Below are 23,789 nucleotides of genomic sequence, written 5' to 3' on the forward strand. Positions count from 1 at the left end.
TCAGCACGCCGCCAATTCTGTGACCAATACGTTAAACTGGCGCCATTGCTGTCTGGAGCTACTTATGCGCGAAGAGTTGAACCAAGGCCTGATCGATTTCCTCAAGGCCTCCCCTACCCCGTTCCATGCCACCGCCAGCCTTGTCCAGCGCCTGGAAGCGGCGGGTTATCAGCGTCTCGATGAACGCGAGCCCTGGACCACCGAAGCCAACGGCCGTTACTACGTCACCCGCAACGACTCTTCGATCGTCGCGGTCAAGATGGGCCGCCATTCACCGCTGCACGGCGGCATTCGCCTGGTCGGCGCCCACACCGACAGCCCGTGCCTGCGGGTCAAGCCCCAGCCGGAACTGCAACGCCAGGGTTTCTGGCAACTGGGTGTCGAAGTCTACGGCGGCGCGCTGCTGGCGCCCTGGTTCGACCGCGACCTGTCCCTGGCCGGCCGCGTAACCTTCCGCCGCGACGGCAAGGTCGAGAGCCAGCTGATCGACTTCAAGGCACCGATTGCGATCATTCCGAACCTGGCCATTCACCTCAATCGTGAAGCCAACATGGGCTGGGCCATCAACGCCCAGACCGAACTGCCGCCGATCCTTGCGCAGTTTGCCGGTGACGAGCGTGTGGACTTCCGTGCCGTGCTCACCAACCAGCTGGCGCTGGAACATGGCCTGAACGCTGATGTGGTGCTCGATTACGAGCTGAGCTTCTACGACACCCAAAGCGCGGCCATCATCGGCCTGCATGGCGACTTCATCGCCGGCGCGCGCCTGGACAATCTGCTGTCGTGCTACGCCGGACTGCAGGCTTTGCTGACCGCTGAAACCGACGAAACCTGTGTGCTGGTCTGCAATGACCACGAAGAAGTCGGCTCCTGCTCCGCGTGCGGCGCCGACGGCCCGATGCTTGAGCAGACCCTGCGTCGTCTGCTGCCTGAAGGTGATGAATTCGTACGCACCATTCAGAAATCCCTGCTGGTCTCGGCCGACAACGCCCATGGCGTGCACCCGAACTACGCCGACAAGCACGACGCCAACCACGGCCCGAAACTCAACGCCGGCCCGGTGATCAAGGTCAACAGCAACCAGCGTTACGCCACCAACAGCGAAACCGCCGGGTTCTTCCGCCATCTGTGCATGGCCGAAGAAGTGCCGGTGCAAAGCTTCGTGGTGCGCAGCGACATGGGCTGCGGTTCGACCATCGGCCCAATCACTGCCAGCCACCTGGGCGTGCGCACCGTGGACATCGGCTTGCCGACATTCGCCATGCACTCGATCCGCGAGCTGTGCGGCAGCCATGATCTGGCGCACCTGGTGAAAGTGCTGAGCGCGTTTTACGCCTGCCAGGAATTGCCGTAACCCCTGAAAAGCTTCGCGAGCAAGCCCGCTCCCACCTTGGAATACATTTCAAATGTGGGAGCGGGCTTGCTCGCGAAGACGTCAGTTCAACCGACGCAAATTTCATGATTGCACCGGTTCAATTCTGATACACATCACCACCGGCCACCCAAAAGCCACCTAGACTTTAAATACCCCTTTCGACAAGGCAGTCGCTCATGATCTCGATGTCTTCATTCCACGCCATGCTGATCCCGATTCTGGGCGGGATGATCCTGCTGGCCGTCGGCTTCAATTTCCGTGACAAGAATGCCGGCGTGTTCGCGATGTGGATCGGCATGCTGACCATCCTCGCCACCGTGGTTTTCAAGATCCTCGCCAAACTCAACGAATAAATCCCTCCCCAGCGGCTCGCATTGATTTTGGCGGGCTCGTACACTCGGCCGATCTGCTCTTTTCAAGGTTGACCGCCTAGTGTTCGCTCGTCTTTTTGCCCTGCCGTGCTTTTTCCTCGTTTGCCTGATGGCGCTGCTGCCAATCACGCCTGCCCAGGCCGCCGGTTTGCCGAGCCTGCTCAACGGCTCCGCGAAAACCCAGCCAGAGGCGCAAGAACCGCTGGGGCAATCCCTTGACGAAGTCATCAAGTCGCTGGAGAACGATCAGCAACGAAGCAAATTACTGGCCGACCTGAAGAAGCTGCGCGACGCCACCAAAAAAGCCCAGCCGGCCACTGAAGAAGGCGTGCTGGGTCTGATTGGCGGGACGCTGGCCAATTTCGAAAAGCAGTTTTCCGGCGCCGACAGCCCGCTCACGCGCTGGTCCGAAGAATTCAATCTGGCCAAAGACGAACTGACAGCGCTGGCACTGCCGGCCAATGAATGGCTGCCGATCATCTTTGCCTTCGCCATGATCCTGATGGTCTGGAGCCTGTTGGCTGCCGCGCTGATCTGGCTCGGGCACCGGGTGCGGATGCGCTTCGGCCTGACCGAGGAATTGCCGCAACACCCCAAGGCCCTCGACATGCTGCGTTTTGCCCTGCGCAAACTCGGCCCCTGGCTGATCGCTCTGGTCATCACGGTGTACATGAGTTACGCCCTGCCCTCATCGCTGGGCAAAAGCCTGGCGATGGTCCTGGCCTATGCGCTAGTGGTCGGCACCTGTTTTTCGGCGATCTGCGTGATCGCCTTTTCCCTGCTCGATGGCCCGCACCGCCACCGCGCCTTGTACATCCTGCGACATCAGGCCTTTCGGCCGCTGTGGCTGATCGGCAGTTTCGCCGCCTTCGGTGAAGCCTTGAGCGATCCGCGACTGGTGACCAGCCTCGGCAGCCACCTGGCCCACACCGCCGCCACCATCGCCAACGTGCTGGCAGCGCTGTCCACCGGGTTGTTCATCCTGCGCTTCCGTCGCCCCATCGCCCACCTGATCCGCAACCAGCCGCTGTCCCGACGCCTGACCCGCCGCGCCCTCAGCGACACCCTCTCAATTCTCGGCACCTTCTGGTATGTGCCGGCGCTGGTGCTGGTGGCCATCTCGCTGTTCGCCACGTTCGTCTCGGCCGGCGACACCAGCACCGCCTTGCGCCAGTCGCTGATCTGCACCGTGCTGTTGGTGTTGTGCATGGTCATCAACGGACTGGTGCGCCGTCATGCGTTGAAACCGCAACGCGGGGCGAAGCGTCATGCGCTGTATTCCGAACGCCTGAAAAGCTTCTTCTATACCCTCGCCCATTTGCTGGTGTGGCTGGCGTTCATCGAACTTGGCCTGCGGGTCTGGGGCATGTCGTTGATTGCGTTCACCGAAGGCGAAGGTCATGAAGTCAGCGTCAAACTGTTCAGCCTCGGCGGCACGCTGATCTTTGCCTGGCTGATCTGGATTCTCAGCGACACGGCGGTGCACCACGCGCTGACCCGCTCGCGCAAAGGTCTGGCCAACGCCCGCGCGCAGACGATGATGCCGCTGATCCGCAACGTGCTGTTCGTGGCGATTTTCATCGTCGCACTGATCGTCGCCCTGGCGAACATGGGCATGAACGTCACGCCGCTGCTGGCCGGTGCCGGTGTGATCGGTCTGGCCATCGGTTTCGGTGCACAGTCGCTGGTGGCGGACCTGATCACCGGACTGTTCATCATCATCGAAGACTCCTTGGCCATCGACGACTACGTGGATGTCGGCGGCCATCTCGGCACCGTCGAAGGCCTGACCATTCGCACTGTGCGCCTGCGGGACATCGACGGCATCGTCCACACGATTCCGTTCAGCGAGATCAAAAGCATCAAGAACTACTCAAGGGAATTCGGCTACGCAATCTTCCGCGTGGCGATCCCCTCGAGCATGGACATTGATAACGCGATCAAACTGATGCGCGACGTCGGCCAGAAGATGCGCACCGATCCGCTGCAACGACGCAACATCTGGTCGCCACTGGAGATTCAAGGGGTCGAGAGTTTCGAGTCAGGCAACGCGATACTTCGGGCCCGATTCAAGACCGCGCCGATCAAGCAATGGGAAGTTTCCCGGGCGTTCAACCTGTCCCTGAAACGGCACCTGGACGAAGCGGGGCTTGATCTGGCGACGCCACGCATGAGCGTGCAGGTGGTGACGGCCGGCGGCGGCCAAGTGACGGATTAACACCGCACCCTGTAGGAGCGAGCTTGCTCGCGATGGACGCAAGGACACCGCATTCCTTCAGGCTGAAAACGTAATCGTTAACGTCCATCGCGAGCAAGCTCGCTCCTACAGGGTTCGCAGCCAATCGCGGAATCGGCAGCGTTTAACAAAACGCAGGCATAAAAAAATCCCCGAACCAGTCGGGGATTTTTTATGTTCGATCAATCAGCCCGAGAGCGGATCAATCTTCGCGATAGCGACGCAGCTTCAACTGCTTACCGGCAACGCGAGTGTCCTTCAGCTTGGTCAGCAGACGCTCCAGACCATCTTCCGGCAGCTCGACGAGGCTGAAGCTGTCACGCACCTGGATGCGACCGATCGCTTCACGCGCCAGACCACCTTCGTTGAGGATGGCGCCCAGCAGGTTTTTCGCAGCGATACCATCACGCGCGCCGAGCGCGGTACGGCAACGGGCACGACCTTCGGCCAATGGAACCGGAGCGCGACGCTCACGATCACCACGGTCCGGACGATCACCGGAACGCTCTGGACGATCGCCACGCGGTGCATTGTTCGGCACCAGTGGACGTTCTTTCTCGATTGCAGCGAGGGTCAACGCCTGAGCATTGGTGGCCTTGCGCAGCAGAGCAGCAGCCAGTGCACGCGGGGTGCAACCGATGTCGGCGGTCAGGCGATCCAGCAGATCACCGTGAGTCGATTCGGCATCGCCAACCAGCGGCGACAGGCTGTTGGTCAGTTTCTTGATGCGGGCATCGAGAACAGCCTGAGCGTCCGGCAGGCGAACTTCGGCAACTTTCTGACCGGTTACACGCTCGATCACTTGCAGCATGCGGCGCTCACGAGGAGTTACCAGCAGCAGTGCACGACCTTCGCGACCGGCACGGCCGGTACGGCCGATACGGTGAACGTAGGACTCAGGATCGTACGGCATGTCAACGTTGAATACGTGAGTGATGCGCGGAACGTCCAGGCCACGAGCAGCAACGTCGGTCGCCACAACGATGTCCAGGCGGCCATCCTTGAGGGAGTCGATCACGCGCTCACGCTGGTTCTGGGCAATGTCACCGTTCAGCGCAGCGGCTTTGTAGCCTTTGGCTTCCAGGGCGCTGGCCAGGTCCAGGGTCGCTTGCTTGGTGCGCACGAACATGATCAGGGCGTCGAAGTCTTCGACTTCCAGCAGGCTCAATACAGCCGAGGTCTTCTGGTCAGCGTGAACCAACAGGTGAGCCTGTTCGATCGCGGTAACGGTCTGAGTCTTGGTCTGGATCTTCACGTGTTGCGGATCGCGCAGGTGGCGTTCGGCAATGGCACGGATCGACTGTGGCAGGGTGGCCGAGAACAGTACGGTCTGACGGGTCGCTGGCAGAGCCTTGAAGATGACTTCCAGGTCGTCCATGAAGCCCAGCTTGAGCATTTCGTCAGCTTCGTCGAGAACCAGGTGGTTCACGGTCGACAGGACTTTTTCGTCGCGACGCAGGTGGTCACACAGACGGCCCGGGGTGGCGACAACGATCTGTGCGCCGTTACGGATTGCTTTCAGTTGTGGGCCCATAGGCGCGCCGCCGTAAACGGCCACAACGGTAACGCCCGGCATTTGCTTGGCGTAGGTTTCGAAAGCGGTTGCTACTTGCAGCGCCAACTCACGGGTTGGCGCCAGGATCAGGGCTTGCGGCTCGCGCTTGGCAGGATCGATGCAATGCAGAATAGGCAGGGCGAACGCAGCGGTTTTACCCGTACCGGTTTGCGCCTGGCCAATCATGTCCTGGCCGGCCATGATGATCGGGATCGATTGCTGCTGAATAGCCGAAGGCTCTTCGTAGCCAGTCGCAATGACGGCTGCAAGAATATTCGGATTAAGATTAAAAGCGGCGAAGCCGCCGGTTTCCTGGGTCATGGGTCTGCCTCTAAGTGCATCCGCAAAGACCCATGCTCCAAAGCTGCGCATGCCGTGTAAGACTCAAGAGTCGCCCTGGCTGCTTTGTCGGCGGGGATTTGCGAAAACGAATGAATGAAAAAGATTCGTCAAGGGAGAGTCCGCTGTGCGGACGTGCAGCCGAAGCTGACTTCGGGGAATTGCGCTACCTAAACGCGGCCCGGTTAAAGGCCGGCGCGCACTATACCGGAATTAGCCTGAAAAGGGAGCATTATTTGTCGGAAATCTGACGCATACACCGTTGTGTCACAGGCTTTGCGGAGAATCGTACAGCCGTCTATTTTTCAAAGGCCCGGCCCTGCTGACGATGACGCTAAAACGGTTCACTCTGGTGACGCAGACCCACGGCCTCAAACACCCTTCCCGCCCGAGGAATTGCTCGATGAATCAACCCGTTAGCAGCCGTGTAACCCGAGAACGGCACGGCCATGTCCTGTTGATCGGCCTGGATCGGGTGGCCAAGCGCAACGCCTTCGATCTCGACCTGATCAATGCCCTCAGCCTGGCCTACGGCGAATTCGAGGCCGACAGCGAGGCGCGGGTGGCGGTGGTGTTCGGCCATGGCGAGCATTTCACCGCCGGACTCGACCTCGTCAGCGCCAGCGCAGCGCTGGCCGAAGGCTGGAAAGCGCCACCCGGGGGGTGCGATCCGTGGGGCGTGTTTGCAGGTCCCAGAGTCAGTAAACCGGTGATCGTCGCCGCGCAAGGCTACTGCCTGACCATTGGCATCGAGCTGATGCTGGCCGCCGATATTAACCTTTGTGCCAGCAACACCCGATTCGCCCAGAAAGAAGTACAGCGCGGAATCTTCCCGTTTGGCGGCGCGACGTTGCGCCTGCATCAGGTGGCAGGCTGGGGCAATGCCATGCGCTGGCTGCTGACCGGCGATGAATTCGACGCCCATGATGCGCTGCACCTGGGCCTGGTGCAGGAAGTCATGGCCAGCGAGGATTTGCTGCCGCGGGCGATTGAACTGGCGGAACGGATTGCCCGGCAGGCACCGCTGGGGGTTCAGGCGACGTTGATGTCGGCGCGGCAGGCGCGTTATGAAGGGGAAACCGCGGCGGCGCAGGGATTGCCGGCGCTGGTGAAGAAGTTGTTGGCGAGTGAGGATGCGAAGGAAGGTGTGCTGTCGATGATCGAAAAACGGCCGGGGGTCTTCAAAGGGATTTGAGATTTGTATCGATCGCGCGGGCCTTTTCGCGAGCAAGCCCGCTCCCACATTTGATCGCGGTCTAATGTGGGAGCGGGCTTGCTCGCGAAGGGGCCCTTACAGACAACAATCAAGTCGCCGGGCGAATCGCCTTGATCAGCGACTGCAACGAATACCCCAACTGCGGCGCCAAACCTTCAGCCCGAGCAACCAACCCATCCATGTCCAGGTCCTGATCCAGGTCCGAAGGCACGATCAGAATCACATTGCCCTCCTTCACCGGCAGCTCCCAGTAATGCCGATGATAAAGCCCACGCAACAACGCCGCGCCCAGCGGCTTGCCATCGTCGGTGGCCCACTGGTTGATGACCAGCCAGCCACCGGGATTCAGGCGTTTCTGACAGTTTTCCAGAAAATTCCAGGCCAGATGCCCGACACCCGGCCCGACATCGGTATAGAGGTCGACGAAAATCAGGTCCGCCGGCTCGGCGGTCTCCAGCAGCTCCAGCGCATCGCCCACCCGGATGTACAGCCGCGGATCGTCATCCAGCCCAAGGTATTCGATCGCCAGGCGCGGCACGTCGGGGCGCAGTTCGATGGCCTCGACATCTTCCAGCGGCAGGAACTTCAGGCAGGCCTGGGTCAACGTGCCGGCACCGAGGCCGAGGAACAGCGCGCTTTCCGGTTGCTCGTGGCACAACGCACCGATCAGCATCGCCCGGGTGTAATCGTATTCGAGCCAGCTCGGATCCGCGGTGAACACGCAGCTCTGTTCGATGGCATCACCGAACTCGAGAAAACGGTAATCGGCCACTTCCAGTACACGAATCACGCCGAACTCGTCCTGTACCTCGGCGAGCAGATGCTCGACGCGCTCCTCAGTCATTTCGTCTCCTGATCGTTACCGGGCCGGCAACGTAGTACACCGCAACATGAAGCGGCAAAGGCGCGATTGTCCGCGAAGCGACGGGAACAGGTCACGCACTAATTTGCTGATAACATGAACGTCCGAGCGTAAAACAACCGAGACCGTGATGAGCCAACCCTGGAGCCCTGACAGCTGGCGCGCCCTGCCGATCCAGCAACAACCCCACTATCCCGACGCGGCGCATTTGCTGCACGTCGAGCAAACCCTGGCCAGCTATCCGCCGCTGGTGTTTGCCGGTGAAGCCCGGGAGTTGCGACGTCAGTTTGCCGAAGTCACCCAGGGTCGCGCGTTTCTGTTGCAGGGCGGCGATTGCGCCGAAAGCTTCGCCGAATTCTCCGCCGCGAAAATCCGCGACACCTTCAAGGTGCTGCTGCAAATGGCGATCGTCATGACTTTCGCTGCCGGTTGCCCGGTGGTCAAGGTCGGGCGCATGGCCGGTCAGTTCGCCAAACCGCGCTCGGCCAACGACGAAACCATCGACGGCGTGACCCTGCCGGCCTACCGGGGCGATATCGTCAACGGCATCGGTTTCGACGAAAAAAGCCGCGTGCCGGACCCGGAGCGTCTGCTCCAGTCCTACCACCAGTCCACCGCCACCCTGAACCTTTTGCGCGCCTTCGCCCAGGGCGGTTTTGCCGACCTGCATCAGGTACACAAGTGGAACCTGGACTTCATCGCCAACTCGGCGCTGGCCGAGAAGTACAGTCACTTGGCTGACCGCATCGATGAAACCCTGGCGTTCATGCGCGCCTGCGGCATGGACAGTTCGCCGCAACTGCGCGAAACCAGTTTCTTTACCGCCCACGAAGCGCTGCTGCTGAACTACGAAGAAGCCTTCGTGCGTCGCGACAGCCTGACCAATGATTACTACGACTGCTCGGCGCACATGCTGTGGATCGGCGACCGCACCCGTCAGCTGGACGGTGCTCACGTCGAGTTCCTGCGCGGGGTGAACAACCCGATCGGGGTCAAGGTCGGCCCGAGCATGAACCCGGAAGACCTGATCCGCCTGATCGACGTGCTCAACCCGGACAACGATCCAGGTCGCTTGAACCTGATCGCCCGGATGGGCGCGAACAAGGTTGGCGATCACTTGCCGGCGCTGATCCGCGCAGTGCAGCGTGAAGGCAAGCAAGTGCTGTGGAGTTCCGACCCGATGCACGGCAACACCATCAAGGCCAGCAGCGGCTACAAGACTCGCGACTTTGCGCAGATCCTCGGCGAAGTGAAGCAGTTCTTCCAGGTTCATCAAGCGGAAGGCAGTTATGCCGGTGGTATCCATATCGAGATGACCGGGCAGAATGTCACCGAGTGCATTGGTGGTGCGCGACCGATTACCGAGGATGGGTTGTCGGACCGGTATCACACCCATTGTGATCCGCGGATGAATGCGGATCAGTCGCTGGAATTGGCGTTTCTTATTGCTGAAACCCTGAAGCAAGTTCGGCGTTAAATCGCGCCGCTCCCTTCGCGAGCAAGCCCGCTCCCACATTTGACCGCGTCCGCCTGGCGAGCTCGGTCAAATGTGGGAGCGGGCTTGCTCGCGAAGGGGCCCGTTCAAACACCATCGAATTGTGCCAATGCCACCCTCAACCGCGCCGCACTCGCCCGTGGACAATTCAACTGCACCCGTTCCAACCCCAACCAATCCGCCATCCGCCGCAGATTCACCGCCAACGCCAGCATCCCCGCCTCGTCCAGCCCCGCCTCTTCCTCATGCACGGCATGCACCGCCAGCCGCCCCAACGCCCGTTCCGCCCGCAAATCCACCCGCGCGGCAATCCGTTCGTTGTGCAAAAACGGCAACACGTAATAGCCATAGACCCGCTTGTCCGGCGGCGTGTAAATCTCCAGCCGATAGCGAAAATCGAACAACCGCTCGGTACGGCTGCGCTCCCAGATCAGCGAATCGAAGGGTGACAGCAACGCGCTCGCTTCCACTTTGCGCGGCACCTTCGGCTCCGGCAGACAAAACGCCGGTTGCCGCCAACCCTGCACGTCACAGGTGAGCAACTCACCCGCCTCCACCAGTTCCGCCAGACGCGGACGCGCATCAGTGGGGCTCAAGCGAAAGTAGTCACGCAGGTCCTTTTCAGTCGCCACACCCAAGGCATTCGCAGCATGCAGCAACAAGCCGCGCTGGGCCTCGTCCTCCGAGAGCAATGGCTGCTGCAGAATCGCTGAAGGAATAACCCGCTCCGGCAAATCATAAAGCCGCTCGAATCCACGCCGTCCGGCCACAGTCACCTCACCGGCGGCGAACAACCATTCCAGCGCATGCTTTTCCGCACTCCAGTCCCACCAGGGCCCTGCCCGCTCCTGGCGGGTCGACAGACTCCCGGCACCCAGCGCGCCGAGCTCCTGAACCGAGCCCAGCACCCGGCGAATGGTGTCCTGTTGTTCACGCCCGAAACGGGCCAGCTGCTGATAGATATCTTCGCCACGGCTCGCCCGCAGCATGCGCCAGCGCATCAACGGGTACATCGACAGGGGCAGCAACGAGGCTTCATGGCCCCAGTATTCAAACAACGTACGTCGACGGCCGGAACTCCAGGCAGCCTGGTCGAGCAAGTCGGATGAGTAGTTGCCGAGGCGGGAAAACAAGGGAAGGTAGTGCGAACGCACCAACGCATTGACTGAATCGATCTGCAGAATGCCCAGCCGCTCGATCAGGCGATTGAGCTGAACCGCTTTGATCGCCGCCGGCGGCTGGCGCCCGTTGAACCCTTGGGCGGCCAGCGCCAGGCGTCGAGCCTGTTTGATGGAAAAGGACAGCGTTGCGGGCATGAGCATCTCCTTGTCTGCTCGCAACCTACCTCACCGGGAGACGGTTTGTGTAGTTGTGGGTTACTCATTTGTGCATCGGGTCATCCCAGAATGGGCGGACGGTTTCGTGCTCGACATCCGCACGACTGAGCCCGATGTCCTTCAACGCTTCATCGCTCATGCCCGCCAACAACTCGCGTTCACGGTGCAGTTCGTACCAGCGACTGATCTTGTGCAGCAGATCCGAGACGACGTGGATGGAATGTTTCTCTACCTCGACATAACCTTTTTGACCTTTCATCTTGTTGCCCTCCGTTTGGGATGGCTGAAGTGTCGCGCCGGGGCTAAGATCAATCCAACGAATGTTTCTGATGCAACACATCTCGGAGATTGATGAATGTCTGCCTACCCGAGTATCGATACTGACGTGCTGCGCACCTTTGTCGCCATCGCCGATCAGGGCGGTTTCACCCGCGCCGGAGAATTGGTCAACCGCACGCAATCCGCCGTGAGCATGCAAATGAAGCGGCTGGAAGAGGATGTGTTACAGCGCCAGTTATTCCAGCGCGACGGCCGCCAGGTGCGGTTGACGGCTGAAGGCCAGGTGCTGCTGGGTTACGCCCGGCGTATCCTCAAGCTACACAGCGAGGTGTTCAACACGTTGCGCGAGCCGCACATGGTCGGCACGGTGCGCATCGGCACGCCGGACGATTACGTGATGCGCTTTCTGCCGGGGATTCTGCGGCGCTTTGCCCAGTCGTATCCGCTGATCCAGATCGAAGTACACTGCGAATCATCAAAACAATTGCTGTTGCGTCAGGATCTGGATCTGACGATCGTCACCCGCGAACCGGGCAACGAGATCGGCCAGTTGCTGCTCAAGGAGCGGTTTGTCTGGGCCGAGGCGCAATGTTTCAGCGCCCACGAGCAGACGCCATTGCCGCTGGCCATGTTCAACAGCGATTGTTTCTGCCGGTTGTGGGCCTGCAATGCGCTGGACGCCATGGGCCGCGACTACCGCGTTGCCTATAACAGCTCAAGCCTGTCGGCGATCATGGCGGTGGTCAGCGCCGGCCTGGCCGTGACCGCGCAACTGGAAAGCCTGATCACCCCGGACTTGCGCATCCTCGGTGAAGCCGAGGACCTGCCGGTATTGCCGGAGGCCAGCATCATGCTGCTGCGCAACTTGCACAATCCGTCGCCGATCACCGAATGCCTGGCCGAACACATCGTCGAAGGGTTCAAACTTTAAAGGCGAGCGTCACCGCGCACAGCACCAAGAAGCCACAGAACAGCCCGCGCAGCAGCCGCTCCGGCATGGCGTGGGCGATTTTCACGCCCCAACTGATGCTCATTAGACCGCCGACGGCCAACGGCACACCGATCATCCAGTCCACTTGATGATGCACGGCGTAAGTCACCAGCGTGACGCCCGTGCTGGGCAACGCCAGCGCCAGCGACAAGCCTTGGGCCACCACTTGGCTGGTGCCGAACAGGCTTGTCAGCACTGGCGTAGCCACCACCGCCCCGCCCACGCCAAACAATCCGCCCATAGTCCCGGAAGCCGCGCCGAGTACGCCCAGCCATGGCCATGAGTAATTCATCTGCGAACTGGCCAACGCATTGGCGTGGAACATTCGCATCAGGTTGTAGGCCGACAAAGCGATGAGGAACGCGACAAATCCTGCGCGCATGGTTTGCGCATCAATGCCCACCGCCCAGATCGAACCGATCCACGCAAAGCAAAAACCCATCGACGCCAGCGGCAGCGCATGCCGCCATTCGATTTTATTGCGCTGGTGATAGCGCCACAGCGCCAGCATCACGTTCGGCACCACCATTACCAACGCAGTGCCTTGGGCAATCTGCTGATCAAGACCGAACAACACCCCCAGCAACGGAATGGCGATCAGCCCGCCGCCAATGCCAAACAAACCGCCCAGGGTTCCCAGGGCGGCGCCGAATACCAGATACATCAAAAACTCGATCACGGCGGATTTCCCTCCTTCTCAGGCGATTCATCCTACGCAGTCGGCGCTGGCGGGGAAACGCACAGCAACGCACAATGGCTGTGCCAACTTCGCACAAGCACTGACGACACCATGAACCCCAATCAATTGACCGAGCAACTGGGTCTGTTCCTCGATGTACTGGAAACCGGCAGTTTCTCCGCCGCGTCCCGCCGTCATCCGCTGACACCGTCGGCAGTGGCGCGACGGATCGACAGCCTGGAAAGCGCGGTCGGCAGCCAGTTGTTTATCCGCAGTACCCACGCGGTGCGCGCGACGCCGGCCGGGTTGGCGTTCGCCGAGCGCGCGCGGCGTATCGTGGCGGAGTTGCAACTGGCCCGGGCCGAAGCGGTGTCCCTGAGCAGCGCGCCGGAAGGCCTGATCCGGATCGACGCGCCCGCTGCGTTCGGCCGGCGGCATCTGGCACCGGTGATCGCTGATTTTCTGATGCTCTACCCCGGCCTCGACGTGCAACTGCACCTGATCGACAGTTTTGTCGACATGCAGGGGTTGAACCTGGGCAAGGTTGACCTGGTGCTGCGCGCCGGGCAAATGGCCGATACCCGACTGGTGGCCACACCGCTGGCGAGCATGGTGCGCATCGCCTGCGCCAGCCCCGACTATCTGAAGCGTCGTGGCGTACCGACCGACCCAGCGCAATTGATTGAACACGACGGCCTCGACTGGGATGGCCTCGCCCCGCCCTTCGCCTGGCGTTTCGAGCGGGATGGGCAAATGCACCTGCACCGCCCGGCGCGCATCCGCATGAGCGCCAACAACGCCGAGGCGCTGGTCTGCGGCGCGTTGGCCGGGCTGGGCATCGCGCACTTGCCGACGTGGTTGGCCAGCGAGTACCTGTTGCGCGGCGAACTGCTGCCGCTGTTCTGCGAGAACGGCCTGCCAGCACCGGAAACCACCGGTATCTATGCCTTGCGCCTAGAGCAACAACCCAATTCCCGCAGTCGTTTGTTGCTGGAATACCTGAAAACCCGTTTCAGCCCGATTCCGCCGTGGGATCTGGCGCTGCAAAACACCCTCGACCGGCACTAGGTCAGAATTATCTGGCGCATTAAACATTCGCCCGCTAGATTCATGACGATCACAGATCAAGGTTTCAAAATGAACACCGAACGCAACACACGGGACACCTGCGACGACCTGCTGCTGGACAATCAGGCCTGTTTCGCCCTGCATTCCACCTCGCTGCTGATGACCAAGGTCTACAAGCCTCTGCTGCAAGCGCTGGGCCTGACCTATCCGCAATACCTGGCAATGATGGTGTTGTGGGAACAGGACGGTTTGACCGTAGGCGAAATCAGCACGCGCCTGCTGACCGATCCTGGCTCACTGACGCCACTGCTCAAACGCCTGGAAGTCGAGGGCTTGCTCAGCCGCACCCGCAGCCGCGAGGATGAGCGAGTGGTGATTGTCGAACTCACCGAACAGGGTCGTGCCCTGCGGGACAAGGCTCGCGATATTCCCCAGTGCATCCTCGGCGCCAGCGGGATGACGCTGGAGAGACTGCAGAAACTGCAAGCGGAACTGCAAGCGCTCCGCAGCAATCTTCAAGACAGCCTCTGATCTCCAAATCACCACAAATCCCTTGTGGGAGCGGGCTTGCTCGCGAATGCGGTTCATCATTCAACATTTTTGTCGACTGACACACCGCTTTCGCGAGCAAGCCCAGTCCCACATTTCGTTATGCAGTGCTCTCACGAATAAGGTTCGCCCTTCCCCCCTCCTCGAAAAAAATCACCGTCAAAAAAACCTGCCTGAATCGCTCTGCTTCAACAGTCTTGCCAGTAATCGCTCCTGCACTTTTCGACCCTTGCCAAACTTTTTTCAAAATTTAACTTGCGCGCTAATTATTAGCGCTATACATTCATCTCGCACTTACTTAGCGCGCAAATATTTAGCGCAAAACACCCAAACCCGAACGAGGCCTACATCATGCAAACTCTCTACACCGCAATCGCAACCTCCACTGGCGGCCGTGACGGTCGTGCGGTTTCCAGCGACAACATCCTCGACGTCAAACTCGCCACGCCAAAAGAACTCGGTGGTGCTGGCGGCGCTGCAACCAACCCTGAACAACTGTTCGCCGCCGGTTACTCCGCCTGCTTCATCGGTGCCCTGAAATTCGTCGCCAGCCAGACCAAACGCAGCATTCCGAACGACGCGTCGATCACCGCCCATGTCGGCATCGGCCAGATTCCTGGCGGTTTCGGTCTGGACATCGACTTGCACGTCAGCCTGCCAGGTCTTGAGCAAGCCGATGCGCAATCCCTGGTCGACGCTGCCCACCAGGTCTGCCCGTACTCCAACGCCACCCGTGGCAACGTCGATGTGCGCCTGCACGTTACCGTCTAACCGCTGATTCCAAGACCGAACAGGAAACCAACATGAACACTTTCAGCAAAGTCTTGACCGGTACTCTTCTGGCCCTGTCCATCCACAGCGCATTCGCGGGCGAAGGGGTTGAACACAACACCCAGGCGTTCCTCGATGTACTGAATGCCGGCACCGGCAAACCGATGGAACAGCTTTCACCGAAAGATGCCCGGGCCATTTTGGTCGGCGCGCAAGCCGGGGTGAAACTGACGCTGCCAAAAGCGGACGTCAGCCAGAAGACCATTCAAGTCGACGGCCAACCGATCAGCCTGACCATCGTCCGGCCAGCCGGGGTCAAAGGCGAGCTGCCGGTGTTCATGTTCTTCCACGGTGGCGGCTGGGTGCTGGGGGATTTCCCGACCCACGAACGACTTGTTCGGGATCTGGTCACGGGTTCGGGTGCGGCGGCGGTATTCGTCAATTACACCCCGTCGCCGGAAGCGCATTACCCGGTGGCGATCAACCAGGCTTATGCCGCGACCCAATGGGTGGCTGAGCACGGCAAGGAAATCAACGTCGACGGCAAGCGTCTTGCCGTGGCCGGCAACAGCGTCGGCGGCAACATGGCGGCGGTTGTTGCGCTGATGGCCAAAGACAAAGGCACCCCGGCGATCAAGTTCCAGGTGCTGCTGTGGCCGGTGACCGATGCGAACTTTGAAACGGCGTCTTACAACCAGTTTGCCGAGGGGCACTTCCTCACCAGGAACATGATGAAGTGGTTCTGGGATAACTACACCACCGATCCCAAGCAACGTAACGAGATCTATGCTTCGCCACTGCGGGCGACCACTGCCCAACTCAAAGGCCTGCCACCTGCGCTGGTGCAGACGGCCGGCGCCGATGTGCTGCGCGATGAAGGTGAAGCCTACGCCCGCAAACTCGACGAGGCTGGCGTGCCGGTGACGGCAGTTCGCTACAACGGCCTGATTCACGATTATGGTTTGCTGAATGTGGTGAGCCAGGTGCCGGCGGTGCGTTCGGCGATGTTGCAAGCGTCTGAAGAACTCAAGCAACACCTGAAGTAAGCGCAGTCTAAATGTGGGAGCGGGCTTGCTCGCGAAGGCGGAGTGTCAGTCGACATCAATGTTGAATGATAGGCCGCCTTCGCGAGCAAGCCCGCTCCCACAAGGGGTCTAGCGTATTTCTGGCAGACGAAAAAAAGCCCGACTCAATGGTCGGGCTTTTTCATTCCTGAAGCGGTGCTTATTTAGCACGGCCTTTGTAGGAACCGCCTTCGCGGGTATCGATCTCGATCATGTCGCCGATTTCGATGAAGTCAGCAACCGACAGTTCGGTACCGTTCTTCAGTTTGGCAGGCTTCATCACCTTGCCGGAAGTGTCGCCGCGAGCGGAACCTTCGGTGTAGTCAACCTGACGCACGATAGTGGTCGGCAGCTCTACGGAAACCAGACGCTCTTCGAAGAAGATCGCTTCGCAAACATCGGTCATGCCTTCTTCAACGAAAGGCAGAACGGCTTCGATGTCTTCAGCGTTCAGCTCGTACATGGTGTAGTCGGTGGTGTCCATGAACGTGTAGGTGTCGCCGCTGATGAAGGACAGGGTCGCTTCTTTGCGGTCGAGGATTACGTCGTCCAGTTTGTCGTCGGCGCTGTAAACGATCTCGGTCTTGTAGCCGGTCAGCAGGTTTTTCAGCTTGGTCTTCATGATCGCGCTGTTACGACCAGATTTGGTGAATTCAGCTTTCTGAACCAGCCAAGGATCGTTTTCGAGACGGATCACGGTACCGGGTTTCAGTTCTTTACCAGTTTTCATTGCGAATATCCGAATTTGGATGGGATTTACAAAAATCTAGGCCGCGTATCATATCCAATTTAGGTAAAACTGTACCAGCGCTGCGGCAAGATCTGCCTGCAAGGCTTGTTCCAGACACCACGCTTCGGCATGTATTTGCAGTTCCGGCCAGTGTTTACGGGTCGTCAGCCAGTGACCGGACATATCATGCCCGGCATTCCACGCACGCCAAAGCCCGCTGATCGCCTCGCGGGCAGGCTCAGACAGACCTTTTGTGTACAGCGTCAGGAAGGCTTCGAGCTTGTCCAGGTGAATGTCTTCGTCCTGCCGATAGATGTGCCAGAGCAGTGGCCGGCCCGCCCACTGGGCACGGACAAACGAATCTTCGCCGCGCACGGCGTTGAAATCGCAGCACCAGAGCAGGTGATCGTATTGGTCCTGTCGGACGAACGGCAGCACCTGCACGGTCAAGGACTCGCGTACATGCACCGCGCCCGCCGCCAATCCGTCGACACCGAGCCAACGCTCGACATCACCCAGAATCCGCCCTTCGGGCACCAATAGATGGGTAGGTGCCGAATCGGCGGCCATCACCTCCAGCCAACTCGCCAGACCGGTATTCTCATAGGCAAACAGCGAGATCAGCTGCGCGCCTGGCGCGCGATCAATCCCTAACCCTTGCAGGAATTTTCGCTGAGCCTCGGGGCTTTGCTGAAATTGCCGGCGTCGCTCAAGCAATCCCCTTTCACGCAGCAAGCCACCGGTGGCCTTCTGGAACCCCGGAAAGAAAAAGTACTTCTGCACGCTTTTGTACTTCACCGACGGCAAACCGTGGCAGCCGATGACCCAGTCTTCGGCACTCAGATAATCGAGGTTCATCCACAGTGGCGGCTTTTCCCGCGCGGCCATGGCGTCCATGTAGGCGCTCGGCAATTGGCAGGCGAATGCGGCGATGACCACATCGGCGGCGTCGGTGGGCAACCAGTCGGTTGGCCATTGCCGGACTTCGACACCTTCCTGCGATTGCTGAGCCACATGGATGTCGATCTCCGGACAGAGTCGCTCGAAGGCCCGCAAGTCATCGACCCACAAACGCACCTCCAGCGAATGCTCGGCAACCAGTTGTCGGGCCAGGCGCCAGGTCACGCCGATGTCGCCAAAGTTATCGACCACGGCGCAAAAAATGTCCCAGCTGCTTTTCATTTGAGGCATTTCAGGCATTCCAGGCTCCCGTTGGCAAAGGCGCCGATTGTCCGCATAAATTACTCCGCGCAGAAGAGCCGACGGCGATTAATCTTCATGCGACAATCGCCACTCGCCCGCGATCACCCGCCAGGAGGCAGTCATGCCCTACCGTTCCAATCCGCGCCGCTCCTTGCCGATTCAGCTCAATGCCCTGCAACTGACCGGTAGCATTGCCCTCGGATTGTGGCTGGGATTCCTCGCCATCGCGCTGACCTGCTGGCTCGCTTCCCGACTGTTGTTCAGCGAGCAATTGGCGCCGGTCGCGCTAGCGATAGAGCAACTGGCGAAACCACCCGTGGTCGCGCAACCGGTACCGGACATGCCACCGCAAAGCCCGCTGTTCGACCAATACGAAGAGAACCTGCGCAAGAACGAGCAGCAGCAACGACTGGATCAGGCCCGCAGCACCAGCCGCAATCGGGCCAATCCGAAATGCCAGTTCTGGCTGCAACAGGACCAGACCGCGCCAAGCGAAAAAAGCCGCGCCAACGTCCTGCAATTCTGCGATTGATCATGAACAAACATACCGTCCACCAACTGATCCTCGACAAGCTGCGGGTCGATCTCGACATCGCCGAGCGTGCGGCGCAAACCGCTTACGAAACCGCAACCCACGAAGAAAACATCGCCGAGAACAAGTACGACACGCTGGGGCTGGAGGCGTCTTATCTGGCGGCCGGGCAAGCCAGACGCGTGGAAGAAATCAGGCAATCGCTGGCGCTGTGCCAGAACCTGACGCTGCGGCCTTACGACGAACAGCGCGGCATCGAAGTCGGCGCCCTGCTCGGTCTGGAAGACGAAAAGGGTCGTGAGCAATGGCTGTTTCTGGCCCCCGACGCGGCGGGCTTGAAGGTCGATCTGGTGGGGCAATGGATTACCGTCATCACCCCTCGCTCACCGCTGGGCAAAAACCTGCTGGGCAAGTTCGAAGGGGACGAGGTGGAGATTCTGGTGGCGGGCGCTCGGCAACAGTTTTCTGTTACCGAGGTTGTTTAGCCAAGGTGTCCTGCCTCGCGAATACGTTCCTCTTTTGACGAGTGGCTGTTGTCGTCAGGCAAGGCGCCACGACGAGTCATAGCCCGCTATGGCGAGGAGCGGCAACGCAGCATGACGGCAACAGACGCCGTCAAAAAGGAACAGTATTTGCGAGGCAGGACACCCCATTAATGGACCGGCAGTTCGACGCCGTCGAACAGCTCTTCCAGTTCCTGCTTGTTGTGGCACTGAATGGCTTTGGCCATGACTTCGCGGGTCAGGTGCGGGGCGAACTTCTCGATGAAGTCGCACATGAAGCCACGCAGGAAGGTGCCGCGACGGAAACCGATTTTGGTGATGCTGGATTCGAACAACTCGCTGGCGTCGAGCACCACCAGATCACTATCGAGTTTGGTATCGACCGCCATTTTCGCGACGATGCCCACACCCAGACCCAGGCGAACGTAAGTCTTGATCACGTCGGCGTCGGCCGCGGTGAACACCACTTTCGGCGTCAGACCGCGATGGCTGAACGCTTCGTCGAGTTTCGAACGACCGGTGAAACCAAACACGTACGTCACGATCGGGTATTCGGCCAGCGCTTCCAGGGTCAGCTTCGACAGCTTGGTCAGCGGATGGCCCTGAGGCACCACCACGCAGCGGTTCCAGCGGTAGCACGGCATCATCACCAGATCACCGAACAGCTCCAGGGCTTCGGTGGCGATGGCGAAATCGACGGTGCCGTCAGCGGCCATTTCGGCGATCTGCATCGGCGAACCCTGATGCATGTGCAGCGCAACGTCCGGGTATTGCTTGATGAAATTGCTGATCACCGGCGGCAACGCGTAACGCGCCTGGGTGTGCGTGGTGGCGATCGACAGGGTGCCTTTCTTCTCGTTGGAGAATTCCTGGGCGATCTGCTTGATGCTTTCAACCTTGCGCAGAATCTCGCCGGCGGTGGTGATGATGCGCTCGCCGGCCGGGGTGACGCGGGTCAGGTGCTTGCCGCTGCGAGCAAAAACCTCGACGCCCAATTCGTCTTCCAGCAGACGGATCTGCTTGCTGATGCCCGGTTGCGAGGTGTAAAGGCTTTGGGCTGTAGCGGAAACGTTGAGGTCGTGGTGCGCCACTTCCCAGATGTAGCGCAATTGTTGGAGCTTCATATGAATCCCTCAAAGCAGGTAGACGCCACGGGCATCAGCGACGGTATATAACTATATTAATGGTTTGAAGAATAAATCTAGAACTTTTTATCAAATTGCCACTATTCGTGGTCTAGCGATCGCCTTGACGGCGGCGCTCCACCAGCGGCACCAGATAGACCGGGACCCGAGCCAACTGCAACACCCGCGCTGCAGTCCTGCCCAAAGGCGTTTCCGCGCCAGCACCATGGCTATGACTACCTACGATCAACAAATCCACGGAGAGTTTCTGCGCCTGGTCGAGAATCACCTGCGACGGATCGCCCTGAAGCACCCGCACCGCTTTTATCCGTTCCAGGTCCTGCTCCCCTTCATCTCCCAGCTCTTCGCGAAAGCTGTCGAGCACGCGCTGCTCGATACTGGCGATCACCGTGTTCAAACCCTGACTGTGAAATTCGTTAAGCGCCTGCTCGTCGAGATAGCTCTGCAGCACCGATTCGGCGAACAGACCCATGGGTTCGACGGCGTGCACCACATACAAATCGGCATTGAATGTTCGAGCCAGCGCCAACGCATGCTGCATCACCAAAGGGGCGTACAGGCCGAGGTCAGTGGCATAGAGCATCGAACGAATCATATGACCTCCTCGAGTGCCAACATGGCGGAGATTGATTCAGCTTAGCAGTGCCTTGGCGAGTACGACGTCCCGCGTAACGCGTTGAACGGCGGGCTTAAACCTTTTGCTCGTTGCTTATGCCATGAGGCACATGGCCGGTAGCGACCACCTCGCGGGCCAACTCGCAATGGCCTGCCTGATCGTCGAAAAACACGTCGGCGGCAAAGGCTTCGAGGAAAGCGGATTTGGTCAGTCCGCCGAGGAACAACGATTCATCCAGGCGGATGTCCCACTCGCGCAACGTGCGGATCACCCGCTCATGGGCCGGCGCCGAACGGGCGGTGACCAGCGCGGTGCGGATCGGACAGGCGTCCTCCGGAAACTCGCGCTGCAACAGATTGAGCGCCGCGAGAAAGCCTTTGAACGGCCCACCGCGCAGTGGCTCGCGGGCGCTTTCACGTTCGCTGGCCTGAAACGCTTCCAGGCCGCCCGCCTGATAAACACGCTCCGACTCGTCGGAAAACAGCACCGCGTCACCGTCGAAGGCAATCCGTAATTCATCGCTCGCGGCACGGCTGGCGCCGCCCGACAGAATGGTCGCCGCGGCGAAACCGGCATCCAGCGCACTGCGCACGTCTTCGGCGTGGGTCGACAGAAACAGGTCGCAACCAAAGGCCTTGAGATACGGGTACGGACTGCGCCCACCGACAAACGCCGCCCGGGAAATCGCCAGTCCGTAATGATGAATCGAGTTGAACACCCGCAACCCGGTGTCGGCGCTGTTGCGCGACACCAGGATCACCTCGACCCTGGCGCGCCCGAGGCTGGTATTGAGGTTGAGGAGTTTTTCAACGAGCGGGAATGCATCGCCGGGCTCGAGGATTTCGTCTTCGTGTTCGATCTGATATTGCCGGTAAGCCTCGACGCCGTTCGCCAGGTAAACCTTGTGGCTTTCACTCAGGTCGAACAGCGCGCGCGAAGAAATCGCCAGCACCAGTTTGTCGTCAATCGTCTTTGGCATGCCCTTCCCCCTCGGGTTGATCGACTCAGGTGTTACGTCGATCGATAAAACTCAAACTGCGATACAACGCTTCGATCCGCGGCAATTCGCAGCCGGCGGCCTTGGCTGCCGCCAGTGGCCGGGCGTAAATCGCCGCCAGTTCCAGCGGTCGCTTGTGCAGAAAATCGTGGTACATGCTCGGCCAGTAGTCCGGCATTTTTTCGGTCATCACGAACAGAAAGTCCGCGTAACCGGCCGGTATGTCGTGACCGCAGGCCTTGGCGCCCAGCACCACTTCGGCCATCAAGGCCTTGATCAGTTCCCGGCTGTCGGCATCGGCCATCAATGGCGTGGTGCCTGCACCGAGCAGAACCGAGAGGCCGTTGTAAGGGATATTCCAGATCAGTTTCTGCCAGCGCGCCTGATGCAGGTTCGGCATGGACTGGGAGTCAATGCCGGCGCTGCGGAACAACCCGGCGCCCTCCTCGACAATCGCCATGCGCACCTGTTCATCGGTGGCGGGGCCACTGTGGTAGCCGACATTGACCGCGCCGAGAGCCTGATGGGTGATCGCGCCGGGGCCGGTGCGATGGACGCAGATCAGGCAGAGCCCGCCGAGCAGGTGCAGGGAATCCGGGAGCAAGGCTCGCAGACTGTCTTCGACGTCCAGGCCGTTTTGCAGCAACAACACCTTGGCGTTCGGTGCCGCCGCTTGAATGATCGCTGGCGCCAGATCGGCATTGTTGGTGGTCTTCGCGCCCACCAGCAACCAGTCGCAGGGCGGCATGTCTTCGGCCGACGAATAGGCCTGAACCGGATTCAACGTCAGCGCGCCATGCACCGCGCTGTCGAGTTGCAACCCGCGTTCGGCCACCGCTGAAAATTCGCTGCGCAACAGAAAATGCACGTCGAAACCGGCACGCGCCAGCATCAACCCGTAAAAACCACCGATCGCACCGGTTCCGATAATACCGATGGTCGGCCTGGCAACTGCACCCGTCATGGCAACTCCTCTGCTGTTCTGGTCAGCGCCTGACCCACGGCCACATTGAGCTCGGTGCTGGTCAAGCGCGATTTCAGTGCTCCGAAAAACTCACCGTCGCGCACCACAAACAGCGCCGGCAAATGAAAGACCTGATAACGCTCGACCACCCCGCCATTGTCCCCGGCATCGATCCAGCACAAGCGATCGACTTCCAGAGCGAGTCTTGGCAATTGCTCACGGGCAAAACGGCAGCTGGCGCAGCCGACGCTGGTGAAGATAACCAGCGACACGCCGCTCATCGCCAGCAACCGTTGGTCGGCGTCGAAATCGGTCAGTTCCGATTCGACCACTATACTGGGGGAAACAATGTCAGATGGCCGACACATGGAGTCCGTGCTCATGGGACGTTTTATTCCTCATCCTGACGATGTGCCCGTTGAATTAACGTTGCTGAAACCTGAGTGTATTTCACGACAACAGCTGCACACTATCAGCCTCGGGGGCATGGCTTGCAATTACCACCGCGCCTGGCGCCACGGTACGGCGCTGGAAGTACGCATACCGACCTTGAACCCCGATTTGCGTTTTCTGGGCTATGTAGCCTGGTGTCTGCGACGCAAACACGGTTATCTGGTGGGCATTGCCTTTGTTGACGAGCAGATGATGTTCAGTGCCCGGATGGGCGAACAGGTGTGCCAGATCGAACGTTACTGTCGCCTGCATGACGCCCACGACGATCTGCAGGAAACCCAGGCGCTGGCCCTCGAATGGGTCCAGCGGCATGCCGACGAGTTCTCTCATGACACGGTCCGCAGGGCATTTGCGCAGGCTGTGCTGGACTGAAGGGCGCTCTCGATTATCGAGAATGCCCCTCAAACCGGCGTCTGCCCATTGTCGAGCCACGGTGTAACGCGCTAAGGTTCCGCTCCC

At 60.0% G+C, this 23,789-nt stretch carries 25 protein-coding genes; 13 read left to right on the forward strand and 12 right to left on the reverse strand.

Features of this window, described 5'->3' with window-relative positions; genetic code table 11:
* Positions 1 to 64 precede the first annotated feature (64 nt).
* From ACA073_RS16970 to ACA073_RS16980, 3 genes are all read left to right on the forward strand, one after another.
* The gene (locus ACA073_RS16970; protein ID WP_497397957.1) at positions 65 to 1,354 is read left to right on the forward strand and encodes a M18 family aminopeptidase; all 1,290 of its coding nucleotides are present in this window, start codon (positions 65 to 67) and stop codon (positions 1,352 to 1,354) included.
* A 197-nt stretch (positions 1,355 to 1,551) separates the two neighbouring features.
* Positions 1,552 to 1,728 carry a hypothetical protein gene (locus ACA073_RS16975; RefSeq protein ID WP_497397959.1) on the forward strand — a complete coding sequence of 59 codons (177 nt, stop codon included), beginning with the start codon at positions 1,552 to 1,554 and terminating at the stop codon, positions 1,726 to 1,728.
* A gap of 79 nt (positions 1,729 to 1,807) precedes the next feature.
* Complete coding sequence (locus ACA073_RS16980) at positions 1,808 to 3,964, forward strand: mechanosensitive ion channel domain-containing protein (protein WP_497397961.1); 2,157 nt, start codon at positions 1,808 to 1,810, stop codon at positions 3,962 to 3,964.
* A 220-nt stretch (positions 3,965 to 4,184) separates the two neighbouring features.
* On the opposite strand, the gene ACA073_RS16985 is transcribed toward ACA073_RS16980, so the two are convergent.
* Complete coding sequence (locus tag ACA073_RS16985; protein ID WP_461954045.1) at positions 4,185 to 5,858, reverse strand: DEAD/DEAH box helicase; 1,674 nt, start codon at positions 5,856 to 5,858, stop codon at positions 4,185 to 4,187.
* Positions 5,859 to 6,279: 421 nt separating this feature from the next.
* Between ACA073_RS16985 and ACA073_RS16990 the strand changes: the two genes are divergently transcribed.
* Positions 6,280 to 7,071 carry a crotonase/enoyl-CoA hydratase family protein gene (locus tag ACA073_RS16990; RefSeq protein WP_497397963.1) on the forward strand — a complete coding sequence of 264 codons (792 nt, stop codon included), beginning with the start codon at positions 6,280 to 6,282 and terminating at the stop codon, positions 7,069 to 7,071.
* A 109-nt stretch (positions 7,072 to 7,180) separates the two neighbouring features.
* On the opposite strand, the gene ACA073_RS16995 is transcribed toward ACA073_RS16990, so the two are convergent.
* Positions 7,181 to 7,936: a spermidine synthase gene (locus ACA073_RS16995; RefSeq protein ID WP_497397965.1), complete on the reverse strand. Its 756-nt coding sequence runs from the start codon at positions 7,934 to 7,936 to the stop codon at positions 7,181 to 7,183.
* 148 nt (positions 7,937 to 8,084) lie between these two features.
* Here ACA073_RS16995 and ACA073_RS17000 point away from each other — a divergent pair, with 148 nt between their 5' ends.
* Complete coding sequence (locus ACA073_RS17000; protein WP_497397967.1) at positions 8,085 to 9,431, forward strand: class II 3-deoxy-7-phosphoheptulonate synthase; 1,347 nt, start codon at positions 8,085 to 8,087, stop codon at positions 9,429 to 9,431.
* Positions 9,432 to 9,535: 104 nt separating this feature from the next.
* Here ACA073_RS17000 and ACA073_RS17005 read toward each other — a convergent pair whose 3' ends face one another.
* Together ACA073_RS17005 and ACA073_RS17010 are read right to left on the reverse strand one after the other, a co-directional pair.
* Positions 9,536 to 10,765 (reverse strand): winged helix-turn-helix domain-containing protein, encoded by a 1,230-nt coding sequence (locus ACA073_RS17005; RefSeq protein ID WP_497397969.1) that lies wholly within the window; start codon positions 10,763 to 10,765, stop codon positions 9,536 to 9,538.
* 64 nt (positions 10,766 to 10,829) lie between these two features.
* Positions 10,830 to 11,045, reverse strand: coding sequence for a DUF1127 domain-containing protein (locus ACA073_RS17010; protein WP_008031420.1), 216 nt, complete (start codon positions 11,043 to 11,045; stop codon positions 10,830 to 10,832).
* Between the two features lie 96 nt (positions 11,046 to 11,141).
* Between ACA073_RS17010 and ACA073_RS17015 the strand changes: the two genes are divergently transcribed.
* Positions 11,142 to 11,996: a LysR substrate-binding domain-containing protein gene (locus tag ACA073_RS17015; RefSeq protein ID WP_497397971.1), complete on the forward strand. Its 855-nt coding sequence runs from the start codon at positions 11,142 to 11,144 to the stop codon at positions 11,994 to 11,996.
* Here ACA073_RS17015 and ACA073_RS17020 read toward each other — a convergent pair.
* On the reverse strand, positions 11,986 to 12,735 hold the full coding sequence (locus ACA073_RS17020; protein WP_497397973.1) for a sulfite exporter TauE/SafE family protein: 750 nt from the start codon (positions 12,733 to 12,735) through the stop codon (positions 11,986 to 11,988). The genes ACA073_RS17015 and ACA073_RS17020 overlap by 11 nt on opposite strands.
* Before the next feature lie 111 nt (positions 12,736 to 12,846).
* On the opposite strand from ACA073_RS17020, the gene ACA073_RS17025 reads away from it, so the two are divergent.
* The 4 genes from ACA073_RS17025 to ACA073_RS17040 all read left to right on the forward strand — a co-directional run bounded on the left by ACA073_RS17025 (position 12,847) and on the right by ACA073_RS17040 (position 16,169).
* Positions 12,847 to 13,803 carry a LysR family transcriptional regulator gene (locus ACA073_RS17025; RefSeq protein ID WP_497397975.1) on the forward strand — a complete coding sequence of 319 codons (957 nt, stop codon included), beginning with the start codon at positions 12,847 to 12,849 and terminating at the stop codon, positions 13,801 to 13,803.
* 69 nt (positions 13,804 to 13,872) lie between these two features.
* Entirely contained in the window at positions 13,873 to 14,334 is a 462-nt protein-coding gene (locus ACA073_RS17030; protein WP_497397977.1) for a MarR family winged helix-turn-helix transcriptional regulator, read from the forward strand.
* A gap of 369 nt (positions 14,335 to 14,703) precedes the next feature.
* A complete protein-coding gene (locus ACA073_RS17035) occupies positions 14,704 to 15,123 on the forward strand; it encodes an organic hydroperoxide resistance protein (RefSeq protein ID WP_214377271.1) in 420 nt (139 codons plus the stop codon).
* Positions 15,124 to 15,155: 32 nt separating this feature from the next.
* A complete protein-coding gene (locus ACA073_RS17040; protein ID WP_497397979.1) occupies positions 15,156 to 16,169 on the forward strand; it encodes an alpha/beta hydrolase in 1,014 nt (337 codons plus the stop codon).
* A 178-nt stretch (positions 16,170 to 16,347) separates the two neighbouring features.
* Here the strand turns inward: ACA073_RS17040 and ACA073_RS17045 are convergent, their stop codons facing one another.
* Together ACA073_RS17045 and earP are read right to left on the reverse strand one after the other, a co-directional pair.
* Complete coding sequence (locus ACA073_RS17045; RefSeq protein WP_007943632.1) at positions 16,348 to 16,917, reverse strand: elongation factor P; 570 nt, start codon at positions 16,915 to 16,917, stop codon at positions 16,348 to 16,350.
* Between the two features lie 48 nt (positions 16,918 to 16,965).
* Positions 16,966 to 18,108, reverse strand: a complete 1,143-nt coding sequence (gene earP, locus ACA073_RS17050) for an elongation factor P maturation arginine rhamnosyltransferase EarP (RefSeq protein WP_497404130.1) — start codon at positions 18,106 to 18,108, stop codon at positions 16,966 to 16,968.
* Positions 18,109 to 18,241: 133 nt separating this feature from the next.
* On the opposite strand from earP, the gene ACA073_RS17055 reads away from it, so the two are divergent.
* Together ACA073_RS17055 and ACA073_RS17060 are read left to right on the forward strand one after the other, a co-directional pair.
* On the forward strand, positions 18,242 to 18,652 hold the full coding sequence (locus ACA073_RS17055) for a hypothetical protein (RefSeq protein WP_497397981.1): 411 nt from the start codon (positions 18,242 to 18,244) through the stop codon (positions 18,650 to 18,652).
* 2 nt (positions 18,653 to 18,654) lie between these two features.
* Complete coding sequence (locus tag ACA073_RS17060) at positions 18,655 to 19,137, forward strand: GreA/GreB family elongation factor (RefSeq protein ID WP_497397983.1); 483 nt, start codon at positions 18,655 to 18,657, stop codon at positions 19,135 to 19,137.
* Positions 19,138 to 19,304: 167 nt separating this feature from the next.
* Here ACA073_RS17060 and cysB read toward each other — a convergent pair whose 3' ends face one another.
* The 5 genes from cysB to ACA073_RS17085 all read right to left on the reverse strand — a co-directional run bounded on the left by cysB (position 19,305) and on the right by ACA073_RS17085 (position 23,260).
* Positions 19,305 to 20,279 carry an HTH-type transcriptional regulator CysB gene (gene cysB, locus ACA073_RS17065; RefSeq protein ID WP_007899921.1) on the reverse strand — a complete coding sequence of 325 codons (975 nt, stop codon included), beginning with the start codon at positions 20,277 to 20,279 and terminating at the stop codon, positions 19,305 to 19,307.
* 112 nt (positions 20,280 to 20,391) lie between these two features.
* The gene (locus ACA073_RS17070) at positions 20,392 to 20,895 is read right to left on the reverse strand and encodes a universal stress protein (RefSeq protein WP_497397985.1); all 504 of its coding nucleotides are present in this window, start codon (positions 20,893 to 20,895) and stop codon (positions 20,392 to 20,394) included.
* A 94-nt stretch (positions 20,896 to 20,989) separates the two neighbouring features.
* Positions 20,990 to 21,895, reverse strand: a complete 906-nt coding sequence (locus ACA073_RS17075) for a 5'-nucleotidase (RefSeq protein ID WP_497397987.1) — start codon at positions 21,893 to 21,895, stop codon at positions 20,990 to 20,992.
* A gap of 25 nt (positions 21,896 to 21,920) precedes the next feature.
* Positions 21,921 to 22,877 (reverse strand): putative 2-dehydropantoate 2-reductase, encoded by a 957-nt coding sequence (locus ACA073_RS17080; RefSeq protein WP_497397989.1) that lies wholly within the window; start codon positions 22,875 to 22,877, stop codon positions 21,921 to 21,923.
* Positions 22,874 to 23,260 carry a thioredoxin family protein gene (locus tag ACA073_RS17085; protein ID WP_497397991.1) on the reverse strand — a complete coding sequence of 129 codons (387 nt, stop codon included), beginning with the start codon at positions 23,258 to 23,260 and terminating at the stop codon, positions 22,874 to 22,876. The genes ACA073_RS17080 and ACA073_RS17085 overlap by 4 nt, the downstream gene beginning before the upstream one ends.
* Between ACA073_RS17085 and ACA073_RS17090 the strand changes: the two genes are divergently transcribed.
* Positions 23,259 to 23,702, forward strand: coding sequence for a PilZ domain-containing protein (locus tag ACA073_RS17090; protein WP_497397993.1), 444 nt, complete (start codon positions 23,259 to 23,261; stop codon positions 23,700 to 23,702). The two genes, ACA073_RS17085 and ACA073_RS17090, sit on opposite strands and share 2 nt — an antisense overlap.
* Positions 23,703 to 23,789: the final 87 nt, after the last annotated feature.

The sequence above is a fragment of the Pseudomonas sp. LBUM1670 genome, assembly GCF_059695695.1.

What these genes read in the sequence shown, in the direction of transcription:
- ACA073_RS16970 (WP_497397957.1), top strand. Translation starts at nt 65, where the DNA reads ATGCGCGAAGAGTTGAACCAAGGCCTGATCGATTTCCTCAAGGCCTCC.
- ACA073_RS16975 (WP_497397959.1), top strand. Translation starts at nt 1,552, where the DNA reads ATGATCTCGATGTCTTCATTCCACGCCATGCTGATCCCGATTCTGGGC.
- ACA073_RS16985 (WP_461954045.1), bottom strand. Translation starts at nt 5,858, where the DNA reads ATGACCCAGGAAACCGGCGGCTTCGCCGCTTTTAATCTTAATCCGAAT.
- ACA073_RS16990 (WP_497397963.1), top strand. Translation starts at nt 6,280, where the DNA reads ATGAATCAACCCGTTAGCAGCCGTGTAACCCGAGAACGGCACGGCCAT.
- ACA073_RS16995 (WP_497397965.1), bottom strand. Translation starts at nt 7,936, where the DNA reads ATGACTGAGGAGCGCGTCGAGCATCTGCTCGCCGAGGTACAGGACGAG.
- ACA073_RS17000 (WP_497397967.1), top strand. Translation starts at nt 8,085, where the DNA reads ATGAGCCAACCCTGGAGCCCTGACAGCTGGCGCGCCCTGCCGATCCAG.
- ACA073_RS17005 (WP_497397969.1), bottom strand. Translation starts at nt 10,765, where the DNA reads ATGCCCGCAACGCTGTCCTTTTCCATCAAACAGGCTCGACGCCTGGCG.
- ACA073_RS17010 (WP_008031420.1), bottom strand. Translation starts at nt 11,045, where the DNA reads ATGAAAGGTCAAAAAGGTTATGTCGAGGTAGAGAAACATTCCATCCAC.
- ACA073_RS17015 (WP_497397971.1), top strand. Translation starts at nt 11,142, where the DNA reads ATGTCTGCCTACCCGAGTATCGATACTGACGTGCTGCGCACCTTTGTC.
- ACA073_RS17025 (WP_497397975.1), top strand. Translation starts at nt 12,847, where the DNA reads ATGAACCCCAATCAATTGACCGAGCAACTGGGTCTGTTCCTCGATGTA.
- ACA073_RS17030 (WP_497397977.1), top strand. Translation starts at nt 13,873, where the DNA reads ATGAACACCGAACGCAACACACGGGACACCTGCGACGACCTGCTGCTG.
- ACA073_RS17035 (WP_214377271.1), top strand. Translation starts at nt 14,704, where the DNA reads ATGCAAACTCTCTACACCGCAATCGCAACCTCCACTGGCGGCCGTGAC.
- ACA073_RS17040 (WP_497397979.1), top strand. Translation starts at nt 15,156, where the DNA reads ATGAACACTTTCAGCAAAGTCTTGACCGGTACTCTTCTGGCCCTGTCC.
- ACA073_RS17045 (WP_007943632.1), bottom strand. Translation starts at nt 16,917, where the DNA reads ATGAAAACTGGTAAAGAACTGAAACCCGGTACCGTGATCCGTCTCGAA.
- earP (WP_497404130.1), bottom strand. Translation starts at nt 18,108, where the DNA reads ATGCCTCAAATGAAAAGCAGCTGGGACATTTTTTGCGCCGTGGTCGAT.
- ACA073_RS17055 (WP_497397981.1), top strand. Translation starts at nt 18,242, where the DNA reads ATGCCCTACCGTTCCAATCCGCGCCGCTCCTTGCCGATTCAGCTCAAT.
- ACA073_RS17060 (WP_497397983.1), top strand. Translation starts at nt 18,655, where the DNA reads ATGAACAAACATACCGTCCACCAACTGATCCTCGACAAGCTGCGGGTC.
- cysB (WP_007899921.1), bottom strand. Translation starts at nt 20,279, where the DNA reads ATGAAGCTCCAACAATTGCGCTACATCTGGGAAGTGGCGCACCACGAC.
- ACA073_RS17070 (WP_497397985.1), bottom strand. Translation starts at nt 20,895, where the DNA reads ATGATTCGTTCGATGCTCTATGCCACTGACCTCGGCCTGTACGCCCCT.
- ACA073_RS17075 (WP_497397987.1), bottom strand. Translation starts at nt 21,895, where the DNA reads ATGCCAAAGACGATTGACGACAAACTGGTGCTGGCGATTTCTTCGCGC.
- ACA073_RS17080 (WP_497397989.1), bottom strand. Translation starts at nt 22,877, where the DNA reads ATGACGGGTGCAGTTGCCAGGCCGACCATCGGTATTATCGGAACCGGT.
- ACA073_RS17090 (WP_497397993.1), top strand. Translation starts at nt 23,259, where the DNA reads ATGGGACGTTTTATTCCTCATCCTGACGATGTGCCCGTTGAATTAACG.
- ACA073_RS17085 (WP_497397991.1), bottom strand. Translation starts at nt 23,260, where the DNA reads ATGAGCACGGACTCCATGTGTCGGCCATCTGACATTGTTTCCCCCAGT.